This is a genomic window from Streptomyces sp. NPDC088923 (genome assembly GCF_044749745.1).
Taxonomy (GTDB): domain Bacteria; phylum Actinomycetota; class Actinomycetes; order Streptomycetales; family Streptomycetaceae; genus Streptomyces.
In genome coordinates this window covers 808,121-826,032 of record NZ_JBIVIO010000002.1, presented here as the reverse complement: position 1 = coordinate 826,032, position 17,912 = coordinate 808,121, and the positions used below count along the sequence as shown (strand labels likewise).

The following is a 17,912-nucleotide window of genomic DNA, read 5'->3' as shown; positions in this document are numbered from 1 at the left end:
CGCAAGGGGCCGGACGCTGCCGGCCGTGTCCCGTGAGCGCCGCTCCGCTCCCCTTCTTCGGCGTGCTCGGCCCGCTTGTGGTGCGCTCACCGGACGGTGCGACGCTGCCCATGGGCGGCTCCCGCCCGAGAGCCCTGCTCACCCTGCTCCTGCTCGACGAAGGACGCGCCGTACCAGCCGTGCACCTGCTGCGCGGCGTGTACGGCGAGCAGCCGCCCGACGGCGCGCGCAACGCCCTCCAGTCACAGGTCTCCCGGCTGCGCCTCCGCATCGCCGCGACAGGCGCCGAAGTGACGCACGTCGCCGCCGGTTACCGCCTCCGCCTCCCCGACCGCGCATGCGTCGACGCGCACCGCTTCGCGACGCTCGCGGATTCGGGGCACCGACGGCTGGAAGCCGATGACGCGACGGGAGCTGCCGTCGCTTTCCGTACGGCCCTGGAACTGTGGCGGGGCGAGGCACTGCCCGACGTCGCGGTACGGACCGCCCACGCCGCGCGGCTCGACGCACTGCGCGCCGCCGCCCTGCGCGGGCGCATCGCCGCGGACCTCCGAGTGCGGCCGACGCCGGCGCTCATCGCCGAACTGCGCGGCCTGCTCGCGACATGCCCGCTCGACGAGCCCCTGCGTGCCCTCCTGATGCGCGCCCTGCGTGACACGGGCCACCCGGCCGAGGCACTCGTGCTGTACGAGGAGACCCGCGCGCTCCTCGCGGAACGTCTCGGCACCGACCCGTCGGCGGAACTCGCGGAGCTGCACACGGACCTCCTGCGCGGAACGACGTCACGCGACGTCGCGGGTACGTCACGCCCCGACGTCGCGCCGACGTCGCCTCGAATCCGCAGGTCGCACGCGACGTCCCCACCGGACGGGGCGGCATCCCCACGGCACGCGACATCGCGTCGTGGTGCCGCGACGTCCCCGCCATACGCACCGGACGACGCGACGTCCCCCACCGTCCCGCACAGCCTTCCCGTTCCGCTCACCGAGTTCATCGGCCGCGACCGGGAACGCGCCGCGCTCACCGCGCTGCTCGCCGATCCCGACCGCCGCCTCGTCACGCTCACGGGCCCCGGCGGTGCGGGCAAGACCAGGCTTGCGGTCGAGACGGCGCGGGCGGTGGCCGCGCCGGTTCGCTACGTCGAGCTGGCCACGTTGGAGGACGGCGCCCAGGTGCCCCACGCGCTGCTGACGGCGCTCGGCGTGCGCGACGCGTTCCTGGGTCCGGTGGGGGACGACGCTCTGGGACGGCTGCTCACCTCGGTCGGTGCGCACCCCGTGTTGTTCGTCCTGGACAACTGCGAGCACCTTGTCGCCGACGTCGCACGATGCGTCGCCTCGCTCCTCGCCGGCTGCGGCGGTGCACGGGTGCTCGCGACGAGCCGCGAGGCACTCGGGCTCACGGGCGAGTACGTCCGCCCGGTGCGGCCGCTTCCTCTCCCCGACGCGGTACGGCTCTTCGAAGTGCGCGCCGCGGCGGTCCGCCCGCCGAGACACGAGGGCTGGAGCACGACGCACGAGGCGGACACGGGGGACACCTCGTCCGATCCGGGGGCCTCCGACGAAAGGGACGTGATCCGGCGGATCTGCGTGCGGCTCGACGGACTTCCGCTCGCCGTGGAGCTGGCTGCGGCGCGCGTGCGCACGTTGTCTCCGCGCGAGCTGGAAGGTCGCTTGAGCGACCGCTTCGCGCTGCTGTCACGCGGGGACCGGACGGCGGCACCGCGGCACCGGACGTTGCGTGCCGTCGTAGCGTGGAGCTGGGAGCTGCTCGACGCGCGTGAGCGTCAACTCGCGCGACGTGTTTCCGTGTTCGTGGACGGCGCGGACGCCGCCACCATCGCCGAGGTCTGCTCGACGCCCACCGCGGCGGACCTTCTCGACTCGCTCGTCGAGAAGTCCTTCCTTGAGGTGCGGTCCGGCCGCTACCGCATGCTCCAGACGATCCGCGACTACTGCGCGGGACAACTCGCCGCCGAGGACGATACGGAGCGCCTGCGGGATGCCCACGCCGCCTGGTTCCTGCGCCTCGCCGAGGAGAGCGAGCCTCTGCTGCACGAGGCCCGCCAGGTGGCGGCCCTGGACCGTCTCATGTCCGAGCGCCACGAACTCGACGCGGCGCTGCGTCATCTGTGCTCCCGTGCGCCGGACCGCGCCCTGCGCATGGTCGCCGCGCTCGCCTGGTTCTGGCGGCTACGCGGACTGCACGGCGGACAGGTCGGCGCGGCGCGTGCGCTCCTCGCGGTGCTGGGCGACATACCGCCGCCGGGTCTCGCCGAGGAGTACGCGCTGTGTCTGTGCGCCGCGACGTCGGAGGATCTGCCGGTGGAGGAGCGGCGGGCCCTGACGGACCGTGCGAACGCTTTGCTGGAAGGTCTCACGACGCCGGTGCGACACCCCGCGGTCGGCGTGCTGTGGTCCTTGGCGGGCGGGCCGAGGGAGTGGGGCGACGAGTCGGCCGGGTGGCAGCTGAGCGGGTCGCCATGGGCGAGGTCGCTGCTCCTGCTCGGCACCGGTCTGCTGGAGACCGAGGCGGGACGCCCCCACGCGGCGGAGGCGACGTATCGCGAGGCGCTGCGCGGTTTCCGCGCGCTTGGCGACCGCTGGGGCATCGCCAACACCCTCGACAGGCTCGCGTACGCCGCGGAGTTCCTCGGGCGTCGCGCCGAGGCGCTCGTGATGCTCGACGAGGCGCTGGAACTGACGGAGCGACTGCGGTCGTCGGAGGAGCACGCCGACATGCTCACCCACCGTGCGGAGGTGCTGCTACGGGCGCGTCGTCCACGCGACGCCGAAGCGGACCTGAGGCGTGCCGAAGCGGCGTACCGACGCTACGGGCTGGCCGACAAAGTCGGCGTCGCGCTGCGTGGCCTGGGCGACGTCGCGCGGCACGACGGCGCCGCGTCCACGGCGCGCGAGCGCTACGCCGCGGCGCTCAAGCTGTTCTCCGGGACGTGGTTCGGCGTCGCGGAGGAGGTCCGAGCCCTGCTCGGGCTGGTGCGAACGGACCTCGACGCGGGCGAAGTGGCGCGCGCGAGAGACGGCGCGGAGCGCGCACGGGCGAAGGCGGCGACGGTGCCGGTACGAAGCGTGCGCGCGGAGACGTACGAGGTGCTCGCGCGCCTGTACGTCGCGGAGTCCGGGCACGGGACGCGCACGTCGGGAGCCGCTCGAAGCGCGGGCACCGCGGCGTCGCGGGAGCTTCTCCGCGGCGCGGCGGAGCATCTGGGGCACGCGGAGGCCCTGTGGGGGGTCCCGGCCGTTAGCTCGGGCGAGGGCAGTGAAGAGGCCGGGCTGCGCGCGACGTTGGGCGAGGCACTGGGCGATGCCGCGTACCGCACGGCGTGGGAGCGGGGAAGTCGCGCGGAGCCGGAGGTGTCGTGACGCGGCGTAGTGACGGCGCGTCGTGACGCACCGGGCATCCCGCGCCCGCCACTTCGCGACGTATCAGACACCCAGCACCCCCACGTCGCGCCGCACCGTTCCCCCGCGACGTCTCCTGTACCCGCCCGTCAGCGCACGGTAAGCGCCCGGTAAGCGCCCGGCCCGACCCTGTCGGCATGACCGAGAAGAGCGACACCACCCCGCCCGACGTCAGACGCCCCCTCCGCGCCACCCCCGCCCCAGCCCCCGCAGTCGCACGCCCGCCGCTCGCCGGGCTGCGCGTCCTCGTCTCCGGGGCGAGCGTGGCGGGCCCTGCGGTCGCGGCCTGGCTGGACCGTTACGGGGCGGAGGTGACCGTGGTGGAGAAGGCGCCGGAACTCCGCCCGGGCGGCTTCGCCGTGGACTTCCGGGGCGCCGTTCACGCCGAGGTGCTGCGCGCCATGAACATCGCGGACGACGTGGCGGCGCGGCAGACGCACATGGGCGCGCAGAGCGTCGTCGACGCGAGGGACAAGGTGCTCGTGACGCTGACGGCGTCGATGCTCAGCGGCGACGTCGAGATCCACCGCGGCGACCTGGCGGAGATCATGTACGAGCACACGCGGTACTCGGTCCGCTACGTCTTCGACGACTCCATCGCTTCGCTCCGGCAGGACGACGACGGCGTGGACGTGTCGTTCGAGCGGGGCGCGCCGGAGCGGTACGACCTCGTGGTGGGGGCCGACGGCCTCCACTCGCACACGCGCGCCCTGGTCTTCGGTCCGGAAGAGCGCCACGTACGCTTCGGCGGCTACTACTTCGCCGCCTTCGGTCTCCCGAACCACCTCGGTCTGGAACGCACGGCGCGCATGTACACGGAGCCCGGGCGTACCGTCCTGCTCAGCCACTACGGCGGCGACCCGGCGCGCGCCCTCGCCTCGCTCGTCTTCGCCTCGGAGCCGCTGGACCACGACCGCCGCGACGTCGCGGCGCACAAGCGGGTGCTGCGGGAGCGGTTCGCGGGCGGCGGCTGGCACACGGCGCGCGTCCTCGACGCGCTGGACGACGCGCACGACCTGTACTTCGACGCGCTCGCCCGGAGCGACGTGGAGGGGCTCGCGCGAGGCCGCGTCGTCCTGCTCGGCGACGCGGGGTACGGCGCGACGATGGGCGCTATGGGCACGGGCTGCGCGCTCGTCGGCGCATACGTGCTCGCCGGCGAACTCGCGGCGGCGCGCGGCGCGCACCGTGAGGCCTTCGCGGCCTACGAGGCGGAGATGACGGCCTTCGCGCGCGGCTGCCAGAAGACCGCCGCCAACGTCGGCCCCTTCTTCGCCCCCGCGACAGAAGCGGCGATCCGCCGCCGCGACCGCATGTACCGCGTCCTCAGCGCACGCCTCATGACGCGCGTCTTCCGGCGCCTGACCCTCCACGCCGCGCAGAACATCCGGCTCAAGGACTACCCCCTGCGCTACGGGGCGCGTCGCGACGTCGCGCGCGGATGATGCCGCGACGTCGCGTGCGGGCTGGGGTGACGCCGCGTGGAAGGCGCGTAGGCGTGGCGTGGAGCAGGCGACGCGACGTCGCGAGGAGAAAGCGGCGCGACGTCGCGCGCTCGCGCCGCCACGTCGCGGAGACGCCCCGCATCACCGCAGGTCACACGCGACGTCGCATATGCCACGTCGCGCGGACGCCACGCCGCGTCACACCTCTCGCCGCCCCTCCCTACGTCGTGAGGTCCAACGGCGTCGGCGGCTTCCGCGGCGTCACCACGACACCCCCGCCGGCTTGCCTCAACCGCCAACCGCAGCCCGCTCAGCCCGCTCAGCCCGCCTGAGCCTCCGCCCCCCGGAACCGCCACCCGTGGTCGACGGGGCCGATGCCCGCGCCGAGCGGGAAGCCCGCCGCGATGGCGCCGGTGACGTAGTCCTTCGCGGCGCGGACCGCGGTCGGGACGTCGTGGCCGAGGGCGAGGTGGGAGGCGACGGCGGAGGCGAGGGTGCAGCCGGTGCCGTGGGTGTGGCGGTTGTCGAGGCGGGGGGCGCGCAGCCAGTGTTCTTCCGTACCGTCCGTGAGGAGGTCCACGGCCTCGCCCTCCAGGTGGCCGCCCTTGATCAGGGCCCAGCGCGGGCCGAGGGCGAGGACGGCCGCCGCCGCCTCGGGCAGGTCCTCGGGGCGGGTGACGTGGACGCCGGTGAGCTGGGCGACCTCGTCCAGGTTGGGGGTCGCGACGGTGGCGACGGGGAGCAGCCGCGTGCGTACCGAGTCGAGGGCCTCCGAGGCGAGCAGCGCGTCGCCGTGCTTGGAGACGCCCACCGGGTCGACGACGGTCGGCGCGTCCGTCGCCGCGAGGAGTTCCGCGACCGTCTCGACGAGCGCGGCGGAGGAGAGCATCCCGGTCTTGACAGCCTGGACGCCGATGTCGTCGACGACGCTGCGGTACTGGGCACGCACGGCCTCGACGGGGAGGTTCCAGGCGCCCTGCACGCCGAGCGAGTTCTGCGCCGTGACGGCGGTGAGCACGCTCATCCCGTGCACGCCCAGCGCGAGCATCGTCTTGAGGTCCGCCTGAATGCCGGCGCCGCCGCCGGAGTCGGAACCGGCCACGGTCAGAACGCGCGGGGGTATGTGCATACGCTCGAATCTACCGCCCCCTCCGCTTCGCGGCGCACTCACGTCGCGCTACGTCGCCCACGCAGCCCGGCACGTCGCGTACCGCCCCGCGCCGCCCCGGCACGTCGCGCACGCCACGCACATCACCGCAGGTCACACGCGACGTCGCATATGCCACGTCGCGCCGACGCACCCCACGCCGACCGCGCCGACCGCGCCGACCACACCGACTCACCCCGCACCGACGCCGCCCCCGCGCGACGTCACCAGCCCCCACCCCGCGACGTTCACCCCCGCGCCGTCACCGCCCCGGCACCTCGATCCCGTCGTCCCCCTCGTCCGCGCCGAAGTGGTCCCAGCCGCCCGCGCGCGTCCACGGCGCGCCGTCGACGGTCACCTCGGGGCGGGCCGAGGGGTGCAGGACCTCGCCGATGACCTTCCAGCGCGCCGGGAGCTTCACGTCCGGCGGGAACGTCGCGACGATCGCGTGGTCCTCGCCGCCCGTGAGCACCCACTGGAGCGGGTCGACGCCGACGGCCTGCCCGATGTCGTACATCTGCGAGGGCACGTCGACCTTGCCGGAGACGAGGTTGATGCGGACGTTGCTCGCCTCGGCGATGTGCCCGAGGTCGGCGATGAGGCCGTCGCTCACGTCGGTCATGGACGTCGCGCCGAGCGCGGCGGCGGCGGGGCCCGCGTGGTAGGGCGGTTCGGGCCTGCGGTGCGCCTCGACGAAGGCGCGCGGGGAGCGGAAGCCGCGCGAGAGGACGGCGTGCCCGGCGGCGGACCAGCCGAGCCAGCCCGTGACGGCGACGACGTCGCCCGGATGCGCCCCGGAGCGCACGACCGGCTCCTGGTTGCGCATGTCGCCGAGCGCCGTGATCGCGACGGTGATCGTGTCGCCGCGTACGAGGTCGCCGCCGACCACCGCCGCGCCCGCCACCTGGCACTCGTCGCGCAGCCCGTCCATCAGCTCGGTCGCCCATGTCGCGGGCAGCGTCGCGGGTACGACGAGGCCGAGGACGAGGGCGGTGGGCACCGCGCCCATGGCGGCGATGTCGGCGAGGTTCTGCGCCGCGCCCTTGCGCCCGACGTCGTACGCGGTCGACCAGTCGCGCCGGAAGTGCCGGCCCTCCACGAGGACGTCGGTGCTCACCACGACGCGGCGGTCGGGCGCGGCCACGACGGCGGCGTCGTCGCCCGGGCCGAGCCGCACCGCCGGTGTCGTGGTGAGTCGCGCCGTCATCTCTCTGATGAGCCCGAACTCGCCGAGTTCCCCCACAGTGCCCTTCATCCCTGTGCCCCTTCTGCGCCGTACCGTGCACGGCCCTGTGCCTTCGCCGCCGCGGATACCGTCAAGTCTTGCCTGAACTTCCGTGCGCCGCGTCCCCCGGAAGCGGCACCGCCGTACGGAGCGGGGCGCAGCACGCGCGGGGGGCTCCCCGCGGCGCGCGGCGACGCGATACCGTGGCGTCCCCTTTCCCCCATGATCCTCATGGCCGCCCTGGAGGTTCCGTGGTACAGGCGTACATTCTGATCCAGACGGAGGTCGGCAAGTCCTCCGCGGTAGCCGAACTCATCGGCTCGTTCGACGGTGTGATACAAGCCCAGGACGTCACGGGCCCGTACGACGTGATCGTGCGTGCCGAGGCGACGACGATGGACGACCTCGGTCGCATGGTCGTCGCGAAGGTGCAGCAGGTGGAGGGCATCACCAGGACCTTGACCTGCCCCGTCGTCCATCTGTAACCCCCGTCTAGGCTGGGCGGCGTGAACATCTCCGTGCTGCGGCGACTGCTCGTTCCCGCAGTCCTGCTCCCGCTGCTGACCGCCGTCGGCTGTTCGTCGTCGGACTCGGCGGCGGACTCCGCGGCGAAGGCCGCGGTCCCCGCACCGGACGCCGCGGCCGCGAAGGCGTGCCGGAAGCTGCACACGAAGCTTCCGGAGCACGTGGACGGACTCGACAGGAACAACCCGGCTCCGAAGTCCGAACTGACGGCCGGATGGGGCGGCCCGGCGATCATACTGCGCTGCGGAGTGCCCCGTCCGGCCGCTCTCGACGACCCGAAGACGGACGGCGTCGAGGTCAACGGCGTGGACTGGGCCATCGTCCACAAGGACGGTGGCCCCTACCGCCTCTACACGACGCTGCGCATCGCCTACGTCGAGGTCACGATCCCCGCCTCACGCACCGACAACGGCCTCTCCCCCCTGACCGACCTCGCGAAGCCCGTCGCGGGCACCATCCCGAAGGGCATCGCGGAGGGCTGAGCGCCGAGAGGGTCCCGCCGCGGCAGTGGTACGGGGACGAGGCGACGGTACGGGCACGACGCGGCCACCCGCGTCGCGCGCACCCCACCCGCCGGCCCCGCCACACAGCCCCCGCGCCCACGACGTCACCGCCCGCCGCTGAGACCACGTCGCGTACGTCGCGTACGTCGCACCGCCTACGTCGCGCGCATCACCGCAGGTCACACGCGACGTCGCATATGCCACGTCGCGTACGTCACCGCACCTGCGTCACGACTCAGCGCACCGCGCCACCCGCGCCACGCCACGCGCACGCAAAGCCACAAACACCGCGCCACCCGCGCCACGCCACGCACACGGAGCCACAAGCACCGCGCTGCCACGCGTACCGCGCCACGCACCGCACGCCACGCACCGCGCGCCCCGCGCCACACACACCCCACGCCCCACGCCCCCCCGCAACCCCCTACCGCAGCCCCGTGGACCGCCGCAGCGCCGCCTGGATGAGCCGGTCCACGAGTTCGGCGTAGCCGACGCCGCTCTTCTCCCACATCTGCGGGTACATCGAAATGGGAGTGAAGCCGGGCATGGTGTTGATCTCGTTGATGACGAAGCCGTCGTCGGTGAGGAAGAAGTCGGCGCGCACGAGGCCCTCGCAGGAGGTCGCCTCGAAGGCTGCGACCGCGAGGCGCTGGATCTCGGCGGTCTCCTCGGGCGTGAGCGGAGCCGGCACGAGGCCCGAGGCCGAGTCGATGTACTTCGCCTCGAAGTCGTAGTAGGCGTGGTCGGTGACCGGCGGGATCTCGGCGGGCACGCTCGCGCGCGGCCCGTCCTCGAACTCCAGGACCCCGCACTCGATCTCGCGCCCCTGGACGAGCGCCTCGATCAGGAACTTCGGGTCGTGGCGCCGCGCCTCCTCGATCGCCTCGTCGAGGTCGTCGAAACCGTCGACCTTGCTGATGCCGACGGAGGAGCCGCCGCGCGCGGGCTTCACGAAGAGCGGCCAGCCGTGGTCACCGGCGAAATCGGCGATGCGGCGGCGCGCGCCGTCGGGGTCCTGCTCCCACTCGCGCGGGCGGATCACGAGGTACGGGCCGACCGCGAGCCCGAACGACGTGAAGATCCGCTTCATGTACTCCTTGTCCTGCCCGACCGCGGAGGCGAGCACCCCGGCGCCGACGTAGGGCGTCCCGGAGAGTTCCAGGAGGCCCTGGAGCGTCCCGTCCTCGCCGTAGGGCCCGTGGAGCATCGGGAAGACGACGTCGACCTCGCCGAGCGCCTTGGGGACCGAGCCCGGCTCGGCGTAGACGACCTCACGCACGGAGGGGTCGAAGGGCAGCACGACGCTGCCCTCCAGGGACTCCGCGAGGCTCTCGACGGTGGGCATCGCACGGTCCGCGATGGCCATCCGGGCCGGTTCGTCGACGGCGAGGGCCCAGCGGCCCTCTCCGGTGATGCCGATCGGCAGCACGTCGTACTTTTCCCGGTCGATGGCACTGAGCACGGCACCGGCCGTGACGACGGAGACTCCGTGCTCGGAGCTTCGCCCGCCGAAGACGACGGCGACCCGCGGCTTGCGCGGCTCTCCCCCTTCGACGGGAGGAACAGGGCTCTGGGGGAGGTTCTGGCTGCTCATATCGCGATGAGGGTACCTGCTGCTCCCCGCCCCGTCAGCGCCCGGCGCCCGGCTTGTCGCCCGCCGTCACCACCCGGCCGAACCTCACGGAGCCGCGCCCCGGCACCACACCGGCCACCGATCCAGCCCCTCCCGGGCGTCCCCCCGGCCGAAGGCTGGGGGAGGTTGAGGAGCGGGGCGTGGGACGGAGCCCCACAGTTCCCGGCCCGCCCCGCCCCACGCCCATCAATCGCCCCGCCCCACGCCCATCGAACGCGCCGTCCCGCCCCCTACGCCCGCTCGGACTTCGCGCTGCGCGACATCAGCTCCTCCACCGCCACCAGCGGCGACTTCCCCTCGTGCACGATGCTCACCACCGTCTCGGTGAGCGGCATGTCGATCCCGTGCGCGCGGCCGAGCGCGAGGACGGACTCGCAGGACTTGACGCCCTCCGCCGTCTGGTTGGTGACCGCGACGGTCTCCGCGAGGCTCATCCCGCGCCCGAGATTCGTGCCGAAGGTGTGGTTGCGCGAGAGCGGCGAGGAGCACGTCGCGACGAGGTCGCCGAGCCCCGCGAGCCCGGAGAACGTCATCGGGTCCGCGCCCATCGCGAGGCCGAGCCGCGTCGTCTCGGCGAGCCCGCGCGTGATGAGCGAGCCCTTGGTGTTGTCGCCGAGCCCCATGCCGTCGGCGATGCCGACCGCGAGCCCGATCACGTTCTTGACCGCGCCGCCGAGCTCGCAACCGACCACGTCGGTGTTGGTGTAGGGCCGGAAGTACGGGGTGAGGCAGGCGTGCTGGATGCGCCGGGCGACGTCCTCGTCGCGGCAGGCGACGACGGCGGCGGCGGGCTGCCGCGCGGCGATCTCGCCCGCGAGGTTCGGCCCGGTGACGACGGCGACCCGTTCCCGCGGCGCCTTCGTGACGTCCTCGATGACCTCGCTCATCCGCATCGTCGAACCGAGTTCGACGCCCTTCATGAGCGAGACGAGCACGCTCTCGCGCCCGAACAACGGCGCCCAGGCGGTGAGGTTCTCGCGCAGCGTCTGCGAGGGGACCACGAAGAAGACGTGCTCCGCGCCGTCCGCGGCCTCCGCGGGATCGCTCGTGGCACGTACCCGCTCGGGCAGGACCGTGCCCGGCAGATAGCCGGGGTTGGTGCGCGTCGTGTTGATCGCCTCCGCGACCTCGGGGCGCCTGGCCCATACGGTCACGTCGTTCCCGGCGTCGCCGAGGATCATGGCGAAGGCGGTGCCCCAGGAACCGCTGCCGAAGACGGCGGCTTTGGCGGGACGGTCGTTCCGGCCGGACTGGCCTGTCACGTGGTGTGCTCCCCTGTCGCGTGCGTCGTGCTCTCGTCGCGCGGACGCGTTCCGTCCACGCCGCGCGGACGAATCCCGCCCGCGTCGCGCGGACCGCTCCCGTCCGCGTCGTGCGCCTGGGCCGCGCCGTCCGGACCGCCGGCACGCTTGGCCGCGGCCCGACGACGCTGTTCTATCCGGGCCCTGCGCGGATCGTAGATCTCCGCCGGTGCCTTCTCGCCCCGCAACTCCTCCAGCAGGTCCGTGACGGCGCGCATCAGCACCTCCGTGACCTCGCGCAGGAGTTCGGGCGTCGGCTCCTTGCCGTAGTACGCGGAGAGGTCGACGGGCGCCCCGGCGAGCACCTGGAGCGTCTTGCGGGGCAGCAGCCGCAGCTTCTTCTCCTTGGCGTACGGCGGCATCGCGAGGTTGGCGCCCCACTGCGCGACGGGGATCACGGGGCAGCGCGTCGCCAACGCGACACGCGCCGCACCGGTCTTGCCGCTCATGGGCCACTGCGCGGGATCGCGCGTGAGGGTGCCCTCGGGGTAGAAGGCGACGCACTCGCCCTTCTCGATGGCCCGCACGGCGCCCCGGAAGGCGTCCATCGCGTCGGTCGTCTCACGGTAGACGGGGATCTGCTGGGTGCCGCGCATCATGGCGCCGACAATGCCGTGCTTGAAAAGGCCGTCCTTCGCGAGGAAACGCGGCAGCCGTCCGGTGTTGTACTGGAAGTGCGCGTACGACAACGGGTCGATGTACGAATTGTGGTTGACGACGGTGATGAATCCATCGTCCTCGGGCATGTGCTCCGCTCCGCGCCATTCCCGCTTGAAGAAGACCAGCAACAGCGGCTTGAGCATCGCCGCGGCAAAGCGATACCAAAAGCCGATTTTACGGCGGGACACGCGTGCACCTTCCTGTTCGGCCCGACCCGGGCCAAAGATCACGTACTGCGCCTGGCAGGCCGCACAAGTGTGGACCCGCCTCCCCCGTCTGTCGAGAACACGGTACGCCCGCGCACTCCCCCGAGGCCGGTTCGCGCGCCCCCTCCCGCGCCGTCCGGGCCGCCGTACCGCCCCCTGCCCGCGCGGCGTCCACGGGCGACAATGGCGGCGATGAACACTCCCGCCGGGCCCGCCGCGCCCCCACCATGGACCCTGGTCGTCCCGGTGAAGCCCCTCTCCCTGGCCAAGTCCCGGCTCGCCGGGCCGCTCTCGGCGCCGAGCCGTCGCCGCCTCGCGCTCGCCTTCGCGCAGGACACCGTCGCGGCCGCGCTCGCGTGTCCCGAGGTACGGGGTGTGGTGGTCGTCACGGACGACGCGCGGGGCGGTGCCGCCCTCGCCGCGCTCGGCGCGCGTGTGGTCCCCGACACTCCGGGGGCCGGCCTCAACGCCGCCCTCGCGCACGGGGCGAGCGCGGCCAGGCGCGGCACCGCGCGCGGCGCCGTCGCCGCCCTCAACGCGGATCTGCCCGCCCTGCGCCCGGCGGAGCTGTCCGCCGTCCTGCGCGCCGCCGCGCATTTCCCGCGTTCTTTTCTTCCCGATGCCGCGGAAATCGGCACGACATTTCTCGCCGCGCTTTCCGGTACGGAATTGAGCCCCCTTTTCGGCGGGCACTCCCGCAGCCGCCACCGGGCCTCGGGCGCGGTGGAACTCGACCCGGGCGCCGTCGCCTCGGTGCGGCAGGACGTGGACACGGTCACCGATCTGCGCGCGGCACTCGCCCTGGGCGTCGGCCCGCACACCCGCCGCGTCGCCGCCGCGCTCCCGTCGCGGGAACACGTCGCGGGCCCCGCCGGTACGTAGCCACCGCGCGGCGTCCCGCCGACCCGCCGCGGCCGTCGCCCCGTTAGGGTCCCCCCATGCAGGCAACGGCGTACACCTACGATCCCTCGGACCACAGCGGCAGCGTGCTGCTCGACGACGGCACCCCCGTGCCCTTCGACGGCGCCGCGTTCCTCGCGGGCGGGCTGCGGCTGCTGCGTCCCGGGCAGCGCGTGCGGATCGAGACCGAGGGCGAAGCGGCGGCACCGCGCATCACGTTGGTGACGCTGCAGACCTTCTGAACCACCGTCGGCGGCCGGCCCGCACGCGCGCACCCGGCGCCCCCGTACGCGCCCGCCCCACCACGCACCCTCCGGACACGCCGCGGGCCGGGCTCCCCGAGGAGCCCGGCCCGACGCGTGGGTGCCACGTCCCTCCGGAGGACCGGAGGTCCGGCCGCGGCCGTGACGTCACTGCGTCCGGTGCGGGAGAAAGAGCGTCACCGCCGAAGGCGCACGACGTGCGGGAGGGTCACTTCTTGCGCGCTGTCGCCTTCTTGGCGGTGGTCGTGCGCGCCGTGCTCTTCTTGGCCGGGGCCTTCTTGGCGGTCGCCTTCTTCGCCGGCGCCGTCTTGGCCGTGGTCTTCTTCGCGGTCGCGGAGGTGCCCGTCGCCTTCTTCGCCGCCGGGGTGGCCTTCTTGGTGGTGGCCTTCTTCGCCGTGGCGGTGGTCTTCTTCGCCGGAGCGGCGGCCGTGGTGGCCTTCTTGGCGGCCGTCGCCTTCTTCGCCGTGGCCTTCTTCGCCGCCGCCTTGGCGGTGGTCTTGGTACCGCCGGTGAGGCTGCCCTTGGGGGCCTTCTTCACCGCGACGTCGTTCTTCGGAAGCTTCTTGGTCCCCGCGACGAGGTCCTTGAAGCCCTGGCCCGCGCGGAAGCGCGGTACCGAGGTCTTCTTCACGCGGACCCGCTCCCCGGTCTGGGGGTTGCGGGCGTACCGGGCCGGACGGTCGACCTTCTCGAACGAGCCGAACCCGGTGACGGAGACCCGGTCACCGGCGACGGTGGCCCGGACGATGGCGTCCAGGACCACGTCCACGGCGTCGGCGGCGTTCTGCCGCCCGCCGAGCTTGTCGGCAATCGCTTCCACGAGCTGCGCCTTGTTCACGTCTTCCCCTTCGGAGACATTGCCAGAACGAATCTGTTCAAGCTTTTTCGCACGCTAGGCGGATATATACCGCAAATCAAACACGAAACGGGCTAATCACCCTTGTGCCGCAACACCCACTGGACCCGGGAGAGTCCCGCTCCACGGCTGGATTCAGCCGTCACCGGGATAACGTCCCTCGTCGATGTCCTTCAACAACCGGTCCAGGCGTGCCGCCGCACCTGCGAGATCGTGTTTGGCCGCGGCCGTAATGACCAGCAGCTTCCGGGTCAGCGCCATCCGTACGCTCTCCGGGACTTGCAGTGTGCGCACCCTTGTATGTGCTTCTTTGAGTTGGTCGGCGACCGCGCCGTAAAGCTGGAGTTGGCCGTCGCTTTCCATGCCTCGATTGTGCCATCTGGCCTGAGTTGTCGCCTGCGCAGGGGGTAACTACCGTCTGGGGCGGCCTCGTCGGCGGCCCGGGGAAGTGCAGGCAGAGGCCATAATCGCAGGTCTTCTGCCTTGCGGGGCAAGGGAGTTGACACCACCCGTTCGGCGGCGCCCCGGGCGCGTCGCCGGCAACCGCAACACTGCGCCGACCGAGGGTTTTTGGCCAAGGCTCCGCGAGCCGGTCGGCCGACGCCGCACACGACCGTGCCCCCGGTCGTCGTACGACCAGGGGCACAGAACGGGTTCCACGAGCGGCCGGTTCACACCATCCGGCGGCCGGCCCTCACCTCACACCGGGAGCGTGCGCGGCTTGAAGGCCGGCCGGCGCGCCTCGTACGCCGCGATCGAGTCGTCCTCGCGCAGCGTGATGCTGATGTCGTCGAGTCCGTTGAGCAGCCGCCAGCGGGAGTTCTCGTCGAGCTCGAAGTCCGCGGTGACGCCCTCGGCGCGCACCTGGCGCTCCTGGAGGTCGACCCTGATCTCGGCCCGCGGGTCCCGCTCGACCAGTTCCTGGAGCGCTTCGACGACCTTCTGGTCGAGGACGACCGTCAGGAGACCGTTCTTCAGCGAGTTGCCGCGGAAGATATCGGCGAAGCGCGAGGAGATGACGGTCTTGAAGCCGTAGTTCTGGAGCGCCCAGACGGCGTGCTCGCGCGAGGAGCCGGTGCCGAAGTCCGGGCCGGCGACGAGGACGGTGGCCCCGGCGCGCTCCGGTTTGTTCAGTACGAACTCCGGGTCTTTGCGCCAGGCCTCGAAGAGGCCGTCCTCGAAGCCGTCGCGTGTGACCTTCTTGAGCCAGTGCGCGGGGATGATCTGGTCGGTGTCGACGTTGGAGCGCCGCAGCGGGACGGCGCGGCCGGTGTGGACGGTGAAGGCTTCCATGGTGGTTCAGACTCCCGAGGGCGCGGTGGCGGTGAGGTCGGCGGGCGAGCCGAGGCGGCCCAGGACCGCCGTGGCTGCGGCCACCTTGGGCGAGACGAGGTGGGTGCGGCCCCCCTTGCCCTGCCGGCCCTCGAAGTTGCGGTTGGACGTGGACGCGGAGCGCTCGCCGGGGGCGAGCTGGTCCGGGTTCATGCCCAGGCACATCGAGCAGCCGGCGTGCCGCCACTCGGCCCCGGCCTCGGTGAAGACCTTGTCGAGGCCCTCCTCGACGGCCTGGAGCGCGACCCGTACGGAACCGGGGACGACCAGCATGCGGACGTCGTCGGCGACCGCGCGACCGCGCAGCACGTCGGCGGCGGCGCGCAGGTCCTCGATACGGCCGTTGGTGCACGAGCCGACGAAGACGGTGTCGACGGGGATCTCGCGCAGCGGCTGCCCGGCGGCGAGGCCCATGTACTCCAGGGCCTTCTCGGCGGCGAAGCGCGCGGAGGGGTCGTCGAAGCTCGCCGGGTCGGGGACGTTCGCCGAGAGCGGCGCGCCCTGGCCCGGGTTGGTGCCCCAGGTGACGAAGGGGGCGAGCGCGGAGCCGTCGATGACGACCTCGGCGTCGAAGACCGCGTCGTCGTCGGTGCGCAGTGTCTTCCAGTACGCGACCGCGTCCTCCCACTCGGGGCCCTGCGGCGCGTGCGGGCGGTCCTTGAGGTAGGCGAACGTCGTCTCGTCGGGCGCGATCATGCCCGCGCGGGCACCGGCCTCGATCGACATGTTGCAGATGGTCATCCGGGACTCCATCGAGAGCTTCTCGATGGCGCTGCCCCGGTACTCCAGGATGTAGCCCTGGCCGCCGCCCGTGCCGATCTTCGCGATGACGGCGAGGATCAGGTCCTTCGCCGTGACGTCGGCGGGCAGTTCGCCCTCGACGGTGACGGCCATCGTCTTCGGGCGGGCGAGCGGCAGCGTCTGCGTGGCGAGCACGTGCTCGACCTGCGAGGTGCCGATGCCGAAGGCGAGGGCGCCGAAGGCGCCGTGCGTCGAGGTGTGCGAGTCGCCGCAGACGACGGTGGTGCCGGGCTGGGTGAGGCCGAGCTGCGGTCCCACGACGTGGACGACGCCCTGCTCGACGTCGCCGAGCGGGTGCAGCCGTACGCCGAAGTCCGCGCAGTTCTTGCGCAGCGTCTCCAGCTGGGCGCGCGAGACGGGGTCCGCGATGGGCTTGTCGATGTCGAGGGTCGGGGTGTTGTGGTCCTCGGTCGCGATGGTGAGGTCGAGGCGCCTCACCTGCCGGCCGTTCTGGCGGAGGCCGTCGAACGCCTGTGGGCTGGTGACCTCGTGCAGCAGGTGCAAGTCGATGTAGAGGAGATCGGGCTCGCCCTCGGCGCGCCGGACGACGTGGTCGTCCCAGACCTTCTCCGCGAGTGTCCTACCCATCGCTTTCCCTTCGGCCGGCGGCGATGCCTGGCCCAACTAGGAGGTGAGTACCCAACCGTCCCCTCGTGGGTGGCGGCGGTCCTGGGGCCCGGTGGTCCTCGGGCCCGCTCGTACAGAGTGGCAACTTCCCGTGGAAATTGAACTTGCGTTTCACAGAGTGAGACGCGAATATCGTTGCATGGACAACTCTAGCGGCGTCGGCGTACTCGACAAGGCTGCTCTCGTTCTGAGCGCCCTTGAGTCCGGTCCGGCCACTCTCGCCTCCCTGGTCGGCGCGACAGGGCTCGCCAGGCCCACGGCACACCGCCTTGCCGTGGCACTGGAGCACCACCGCATGGTGGCGCGGGACATGCAGGGCCGGTTCATCCTCGGCCCCCGCCTCTCGGAACTCGCCGCCGCGGCCGGCGAGGACCGGCTGCTCGCCACGGCGGGCCCGGTGCTCACGCACCTGCGCGACGTGACGGGCGAGAGCGCGCAGCTCTACCGCAGGCAGGGCGACACCCGGATCTGCGTCGCGGCGGCGGAACGGCTGTCCGGACTGCGGGACACGGTGCCCGTAGGTTCGACGCTGACGATGAAGGCGGGTTCCTCGGCGCAGATCCTGCTCGCCTGGGAGGAGCCGGAGCGGCTGCACCGCGGCCTCCAGGGCGCGCGTTTCACCGCGACCGCGCTCTCGGGGGTACGGCGCAGGGGCTGGGCCCAGTCGATCGGCGAGCGCGAGCCGGGCGTGGCCTCGGTCTCGGCGCCGGTACGGGGCCCCTCGAACCGTGTCGTCGCCGCCGTCTCGGTCTCCGGGCCGATCGAGCGCCTCACGCGCCACCCGGGGCGGATGCACGCCCAGGCCATCATCGACGCCGCGGCCCGCCTCTCCGAGGCGCTGCGCCGCAACGGTGGCTGAACACTCCGCACCCGCACGCAGGACCCCGTACCGCACGCACCATTCCCGTACCCCGCCGGTACGGGCGGGACGCCGACGAAGCCGCCCCGCCCGTCCGGACCAGCGCCCGCCGCGCGCACAGCGGACAGCCCGCGCACAGCAGAAAGCCCCCCATCCGTGAAGGATGGAGGGCTTTTCGAGAAGTACCCCCGACCGGATTCGAACCGG

General features: G+C 72.7%; 16 protein-coding genes and 1 tRNA gene (1 of these 17 cut by a window edge). 7 read left to right on the top strand and 10 right to left on the bottom strand.

Features of this window, described 5'->3' with window-relative positions; translation table 11 throughout:
• Nucleotides 1–32: 32 nt before the first annotated feature.
• Together ACIP4O_RS14855 and ACIP4O_RS14850 are read left to right on the top strand one after the other, a co-directional pair.
• Nucleotides 33–3,383: an AfsR/SARP family transcriptional regulator gene (locus ACIP4O_RS14855; protein WP_401574834.1), complete on the top strand. Its 3,351-nt coding sequence runs from the start codon at nt 33–35 to the stop codon at nt 3,381–3,383.
• A gap of 176 nt (nt 3,384–3,559) precedes the next feature.
• On the top strand, nt 3,560–4,867 hold the full coding sequence (locus tag ACIP4O_RS14850) for an FAD-dependent monooxygenase (RefSeq protein WP_401574833.1): 1,308 nt from the start codon (nt 3,560–3,562) through the stop codon (nt 4,865–4,867).
• Nucleotides 4,868–5,186: 319 nt separating this feature from the next.
• On the opposite strand, the gene thiD is transcribed toward ACIP4O_RS14850, so the two are convergent.
• Together thiD and ACIP4O_RS14840 are read right to left on the bottom strand one after the other, a co-directional pair.
• The gene (thiD, locus tag ACIP4O_RS14845; RefSeq protein WP_401574832.1) at nt 5,187–5,996 is read right to left on the bottom strand and encodes a bifunctional hydroxymethylpyrimidine kinase/phosphomethylpyrimidine kinase; all 810 of its coding nucleotides are present in this window, start codon (nt 5,994–5,996) and stop codon (nt 5,187–5,189) included.
• A gap of 280 nt (nt 5,997–6,276) precedes the next feature.
• Complete coding sequence (locus tag ACIP4O_RS14840; protein WP_361330184.1) at nt 6,277–7,269, bottom strand: thiamine-phosphate kinase; 993 nt, start codon at nt 7,267–7,269, stop codon at nt 6,277–6,279.
• A 221-nt stretch (nt 7,270–7,490) separates the two neighbouring features.
• Here ACIP4O_RS14840 and ACIP4O_RS14835 point away from each other — a divergent pair, with 221 nt between their 5' ends.
• The gene (locus tag ACIP4O_RS14835) at nt 7,491–7,724 is read left to right on the top strand and encodes an Lrp/AsnC family transcriptional regulator (protein ID WP_009068869.1); all 234 of its coding nucleotides are present in this window, start codon (nt 7,491–7,493) and stop codon (nt 7,722–7,724) included.
• Nucleotides 7,725–7,745: 21 nt separating this feature from the next.
• Nucleotides 7,746–8,246 (top strand): DUF3515 domain-containing protein, encoded by a 501-nt coding sequence (locus ACIP4O_RS14830; protein ID WP_401574831.1) that lies wholly within the window; start codon nt 7,746–7,748, stop codon nt 8,244–8,246.
• A 445-nt stretch (nt 8,247–8,691) separates the two neighbouring features.
• On the opposite strand, the gene ACIP4O_RS14825 is transcribed toward ACIP4O_RS14830, so the two are convergent.
• The 3 genes from ACIP4O_RS14825 to ACIP4O_RS14815 form a co-directional block, all read right to left on the bottom strand.
• Nucleotides 8,692–9,861 (bottom strand): D-alanine--D-alanine ligase family protein, encoded by a 1,170-nt coding sequence (locus ACIP4O_RS14825; protein ID WP_361330178.1) that lies wholly within the window; start codon nt 9,859–9,861, stop codon nt 8,692–8,694.
• Nucleotides 9,862–10,130: 269 nt separating this feature from the next.
• Nucleotides 10,131–11,162 (bottom strand): NAD(P)H-dependent glycerol-3-phosphate dehydrogenase, encoded by a 1,032-nt coding sequence (locus ACIP4O_RS14820; protein WP_401574830.1) that lies wholly within the window; start codon nt 11,160–11,162, stop codon nt 10,131–10,133.
• Nucleotides 11,159–12,049 carry a lysophospholipid acyltransferase family protein gene (locus ACIP4O_RS14815; protein WP_401574829.1) on the bottom strand — a complete coding sequence of 297 codons (891 nt, stop codon included), beginning with the start codon at nt 12,047–12,049 and terminating at the stop codon, nt 11,159–11,161. Before ACIP4O_RS14815 ends, ACIP4O_RS14820 begins: the two co-directional genes overlap by 4 nt.
• A gap of 201 nt (nt 12,050–12,250) precedes the next feature.
• Here ACIP4O_RS14815 and cofC point away from each other — a divergent pair, with 201 nt between their 5' ends.
• Entirely contained in the window at nt 12,251–12,949 is a 699-nt protein-coding gene (gene cofC / locus ACIP4O_RS14810) for a 2-phospho-L-lactate guanylyltransferase (RefSeq protein ID WP_401574827.1), read from the top strand.
• A 56-nt stretch (nt 12,950–13,005) separates the two neighbouring features.
• Complete coding sequence (locus tag ACIP4O_RS14805) at nt 13,006–13,209, top strand: hypothetical protein (RefSeq protein ID WP_401574826.1); 204 nt, start codon at nt 13,006–13,008, stop codon at nt 13,207–13,209.
• 229 nt (nt 13,210–13,438) lie between these two features.
• Here the strand turns inward: ACIP4O_RS14805 and ACIP4O_RS14800 are convergent, their stop codons facing one another.
• The 4 genes from ACIP4O_RS14800 to leuC all read right to left on the bottom strand — a co-directional run bounded on the left by ACIP4O_RS14800 (nt 13,439) and on the right by leuC (nt 16,807).
• On the bottom strand, nt 13,439–14,068 hold the full coding sequence (locus tag ACIP4O_RS14800; protein ID WP_009068862.1) for an HU family DNA-binding protein: 630 nt from the start codon (nt 14,066–14,068) through the stop codon (nt 13,439–13,441).
• A 153-nt stretch (nt 14,069–14,221) separates the two neighbouring features.
• Complete coding sequence (locus ACIP4O_RS14795; protein WP_361330163.1) at nt 14,222–14,449, bottom strand: hypothetical protein; 228 nt, start codon at nt 14,447–14,449, stop codon at nt 14,222–14,224.
• Nucleotides 14,450–14,785: 336 nt separating this feature from the next.
• Nucleotides 14,786–15,379: a 3-isopropylmalate dehydratase small subunit gene (gene leuD, locus ACIP4O_RS14790; RefSeq protein ID WP_401574825.1), complete on the bottom strand. Its 594-nt coding sequence runs from the start codon at nt 15,377–15,379 to the stop codon at nt 14,786–14,788.
• A gap of 6 nt (nt 15,380–15,385) precedes the next feature.
• Nucleotides 15,386–16,807 carry a 3-isopropylmalate dehydratase large subunit gene (leuC, locus tag ACIP4O_RS14785; protein WP_401574824.1) on the bottom strand — a complete coding sequence of 474 codons (1,422 nt, stop codon included), beginning with the start codon at nt 16,805–16,807 and terminating at the stop codon, nt 15,386–15,388.
• A gap of 178 nt (nt 16,808–16,985) precedes the next feature.
• Between leuC and ndgR the strand changes: the two genes are divergently transcribed.
• A complete protein-coding gene (gene ndgR / locus ACIP4O_RS14780) occupies nt 16,986–17,705 on the top strand; it encodes an IclR family transcriptional regulator NdgR (protein ID WP_007821702.1) in 720 nt (239 codons plus the stop codon).
• A gap of 183 nt (nt 17,706–17,888) precedes the next feature.
• On the opposite strand, the gene ACIP4O_RS14775 is transcribed toward ndgR, so the two are convergent.
• Nucleotides 17,889–17,912 (bottom strand) — tRNA-Glu (locus tag ACIP4O_RS14775) (it continues 149 nt past the right edge of the window).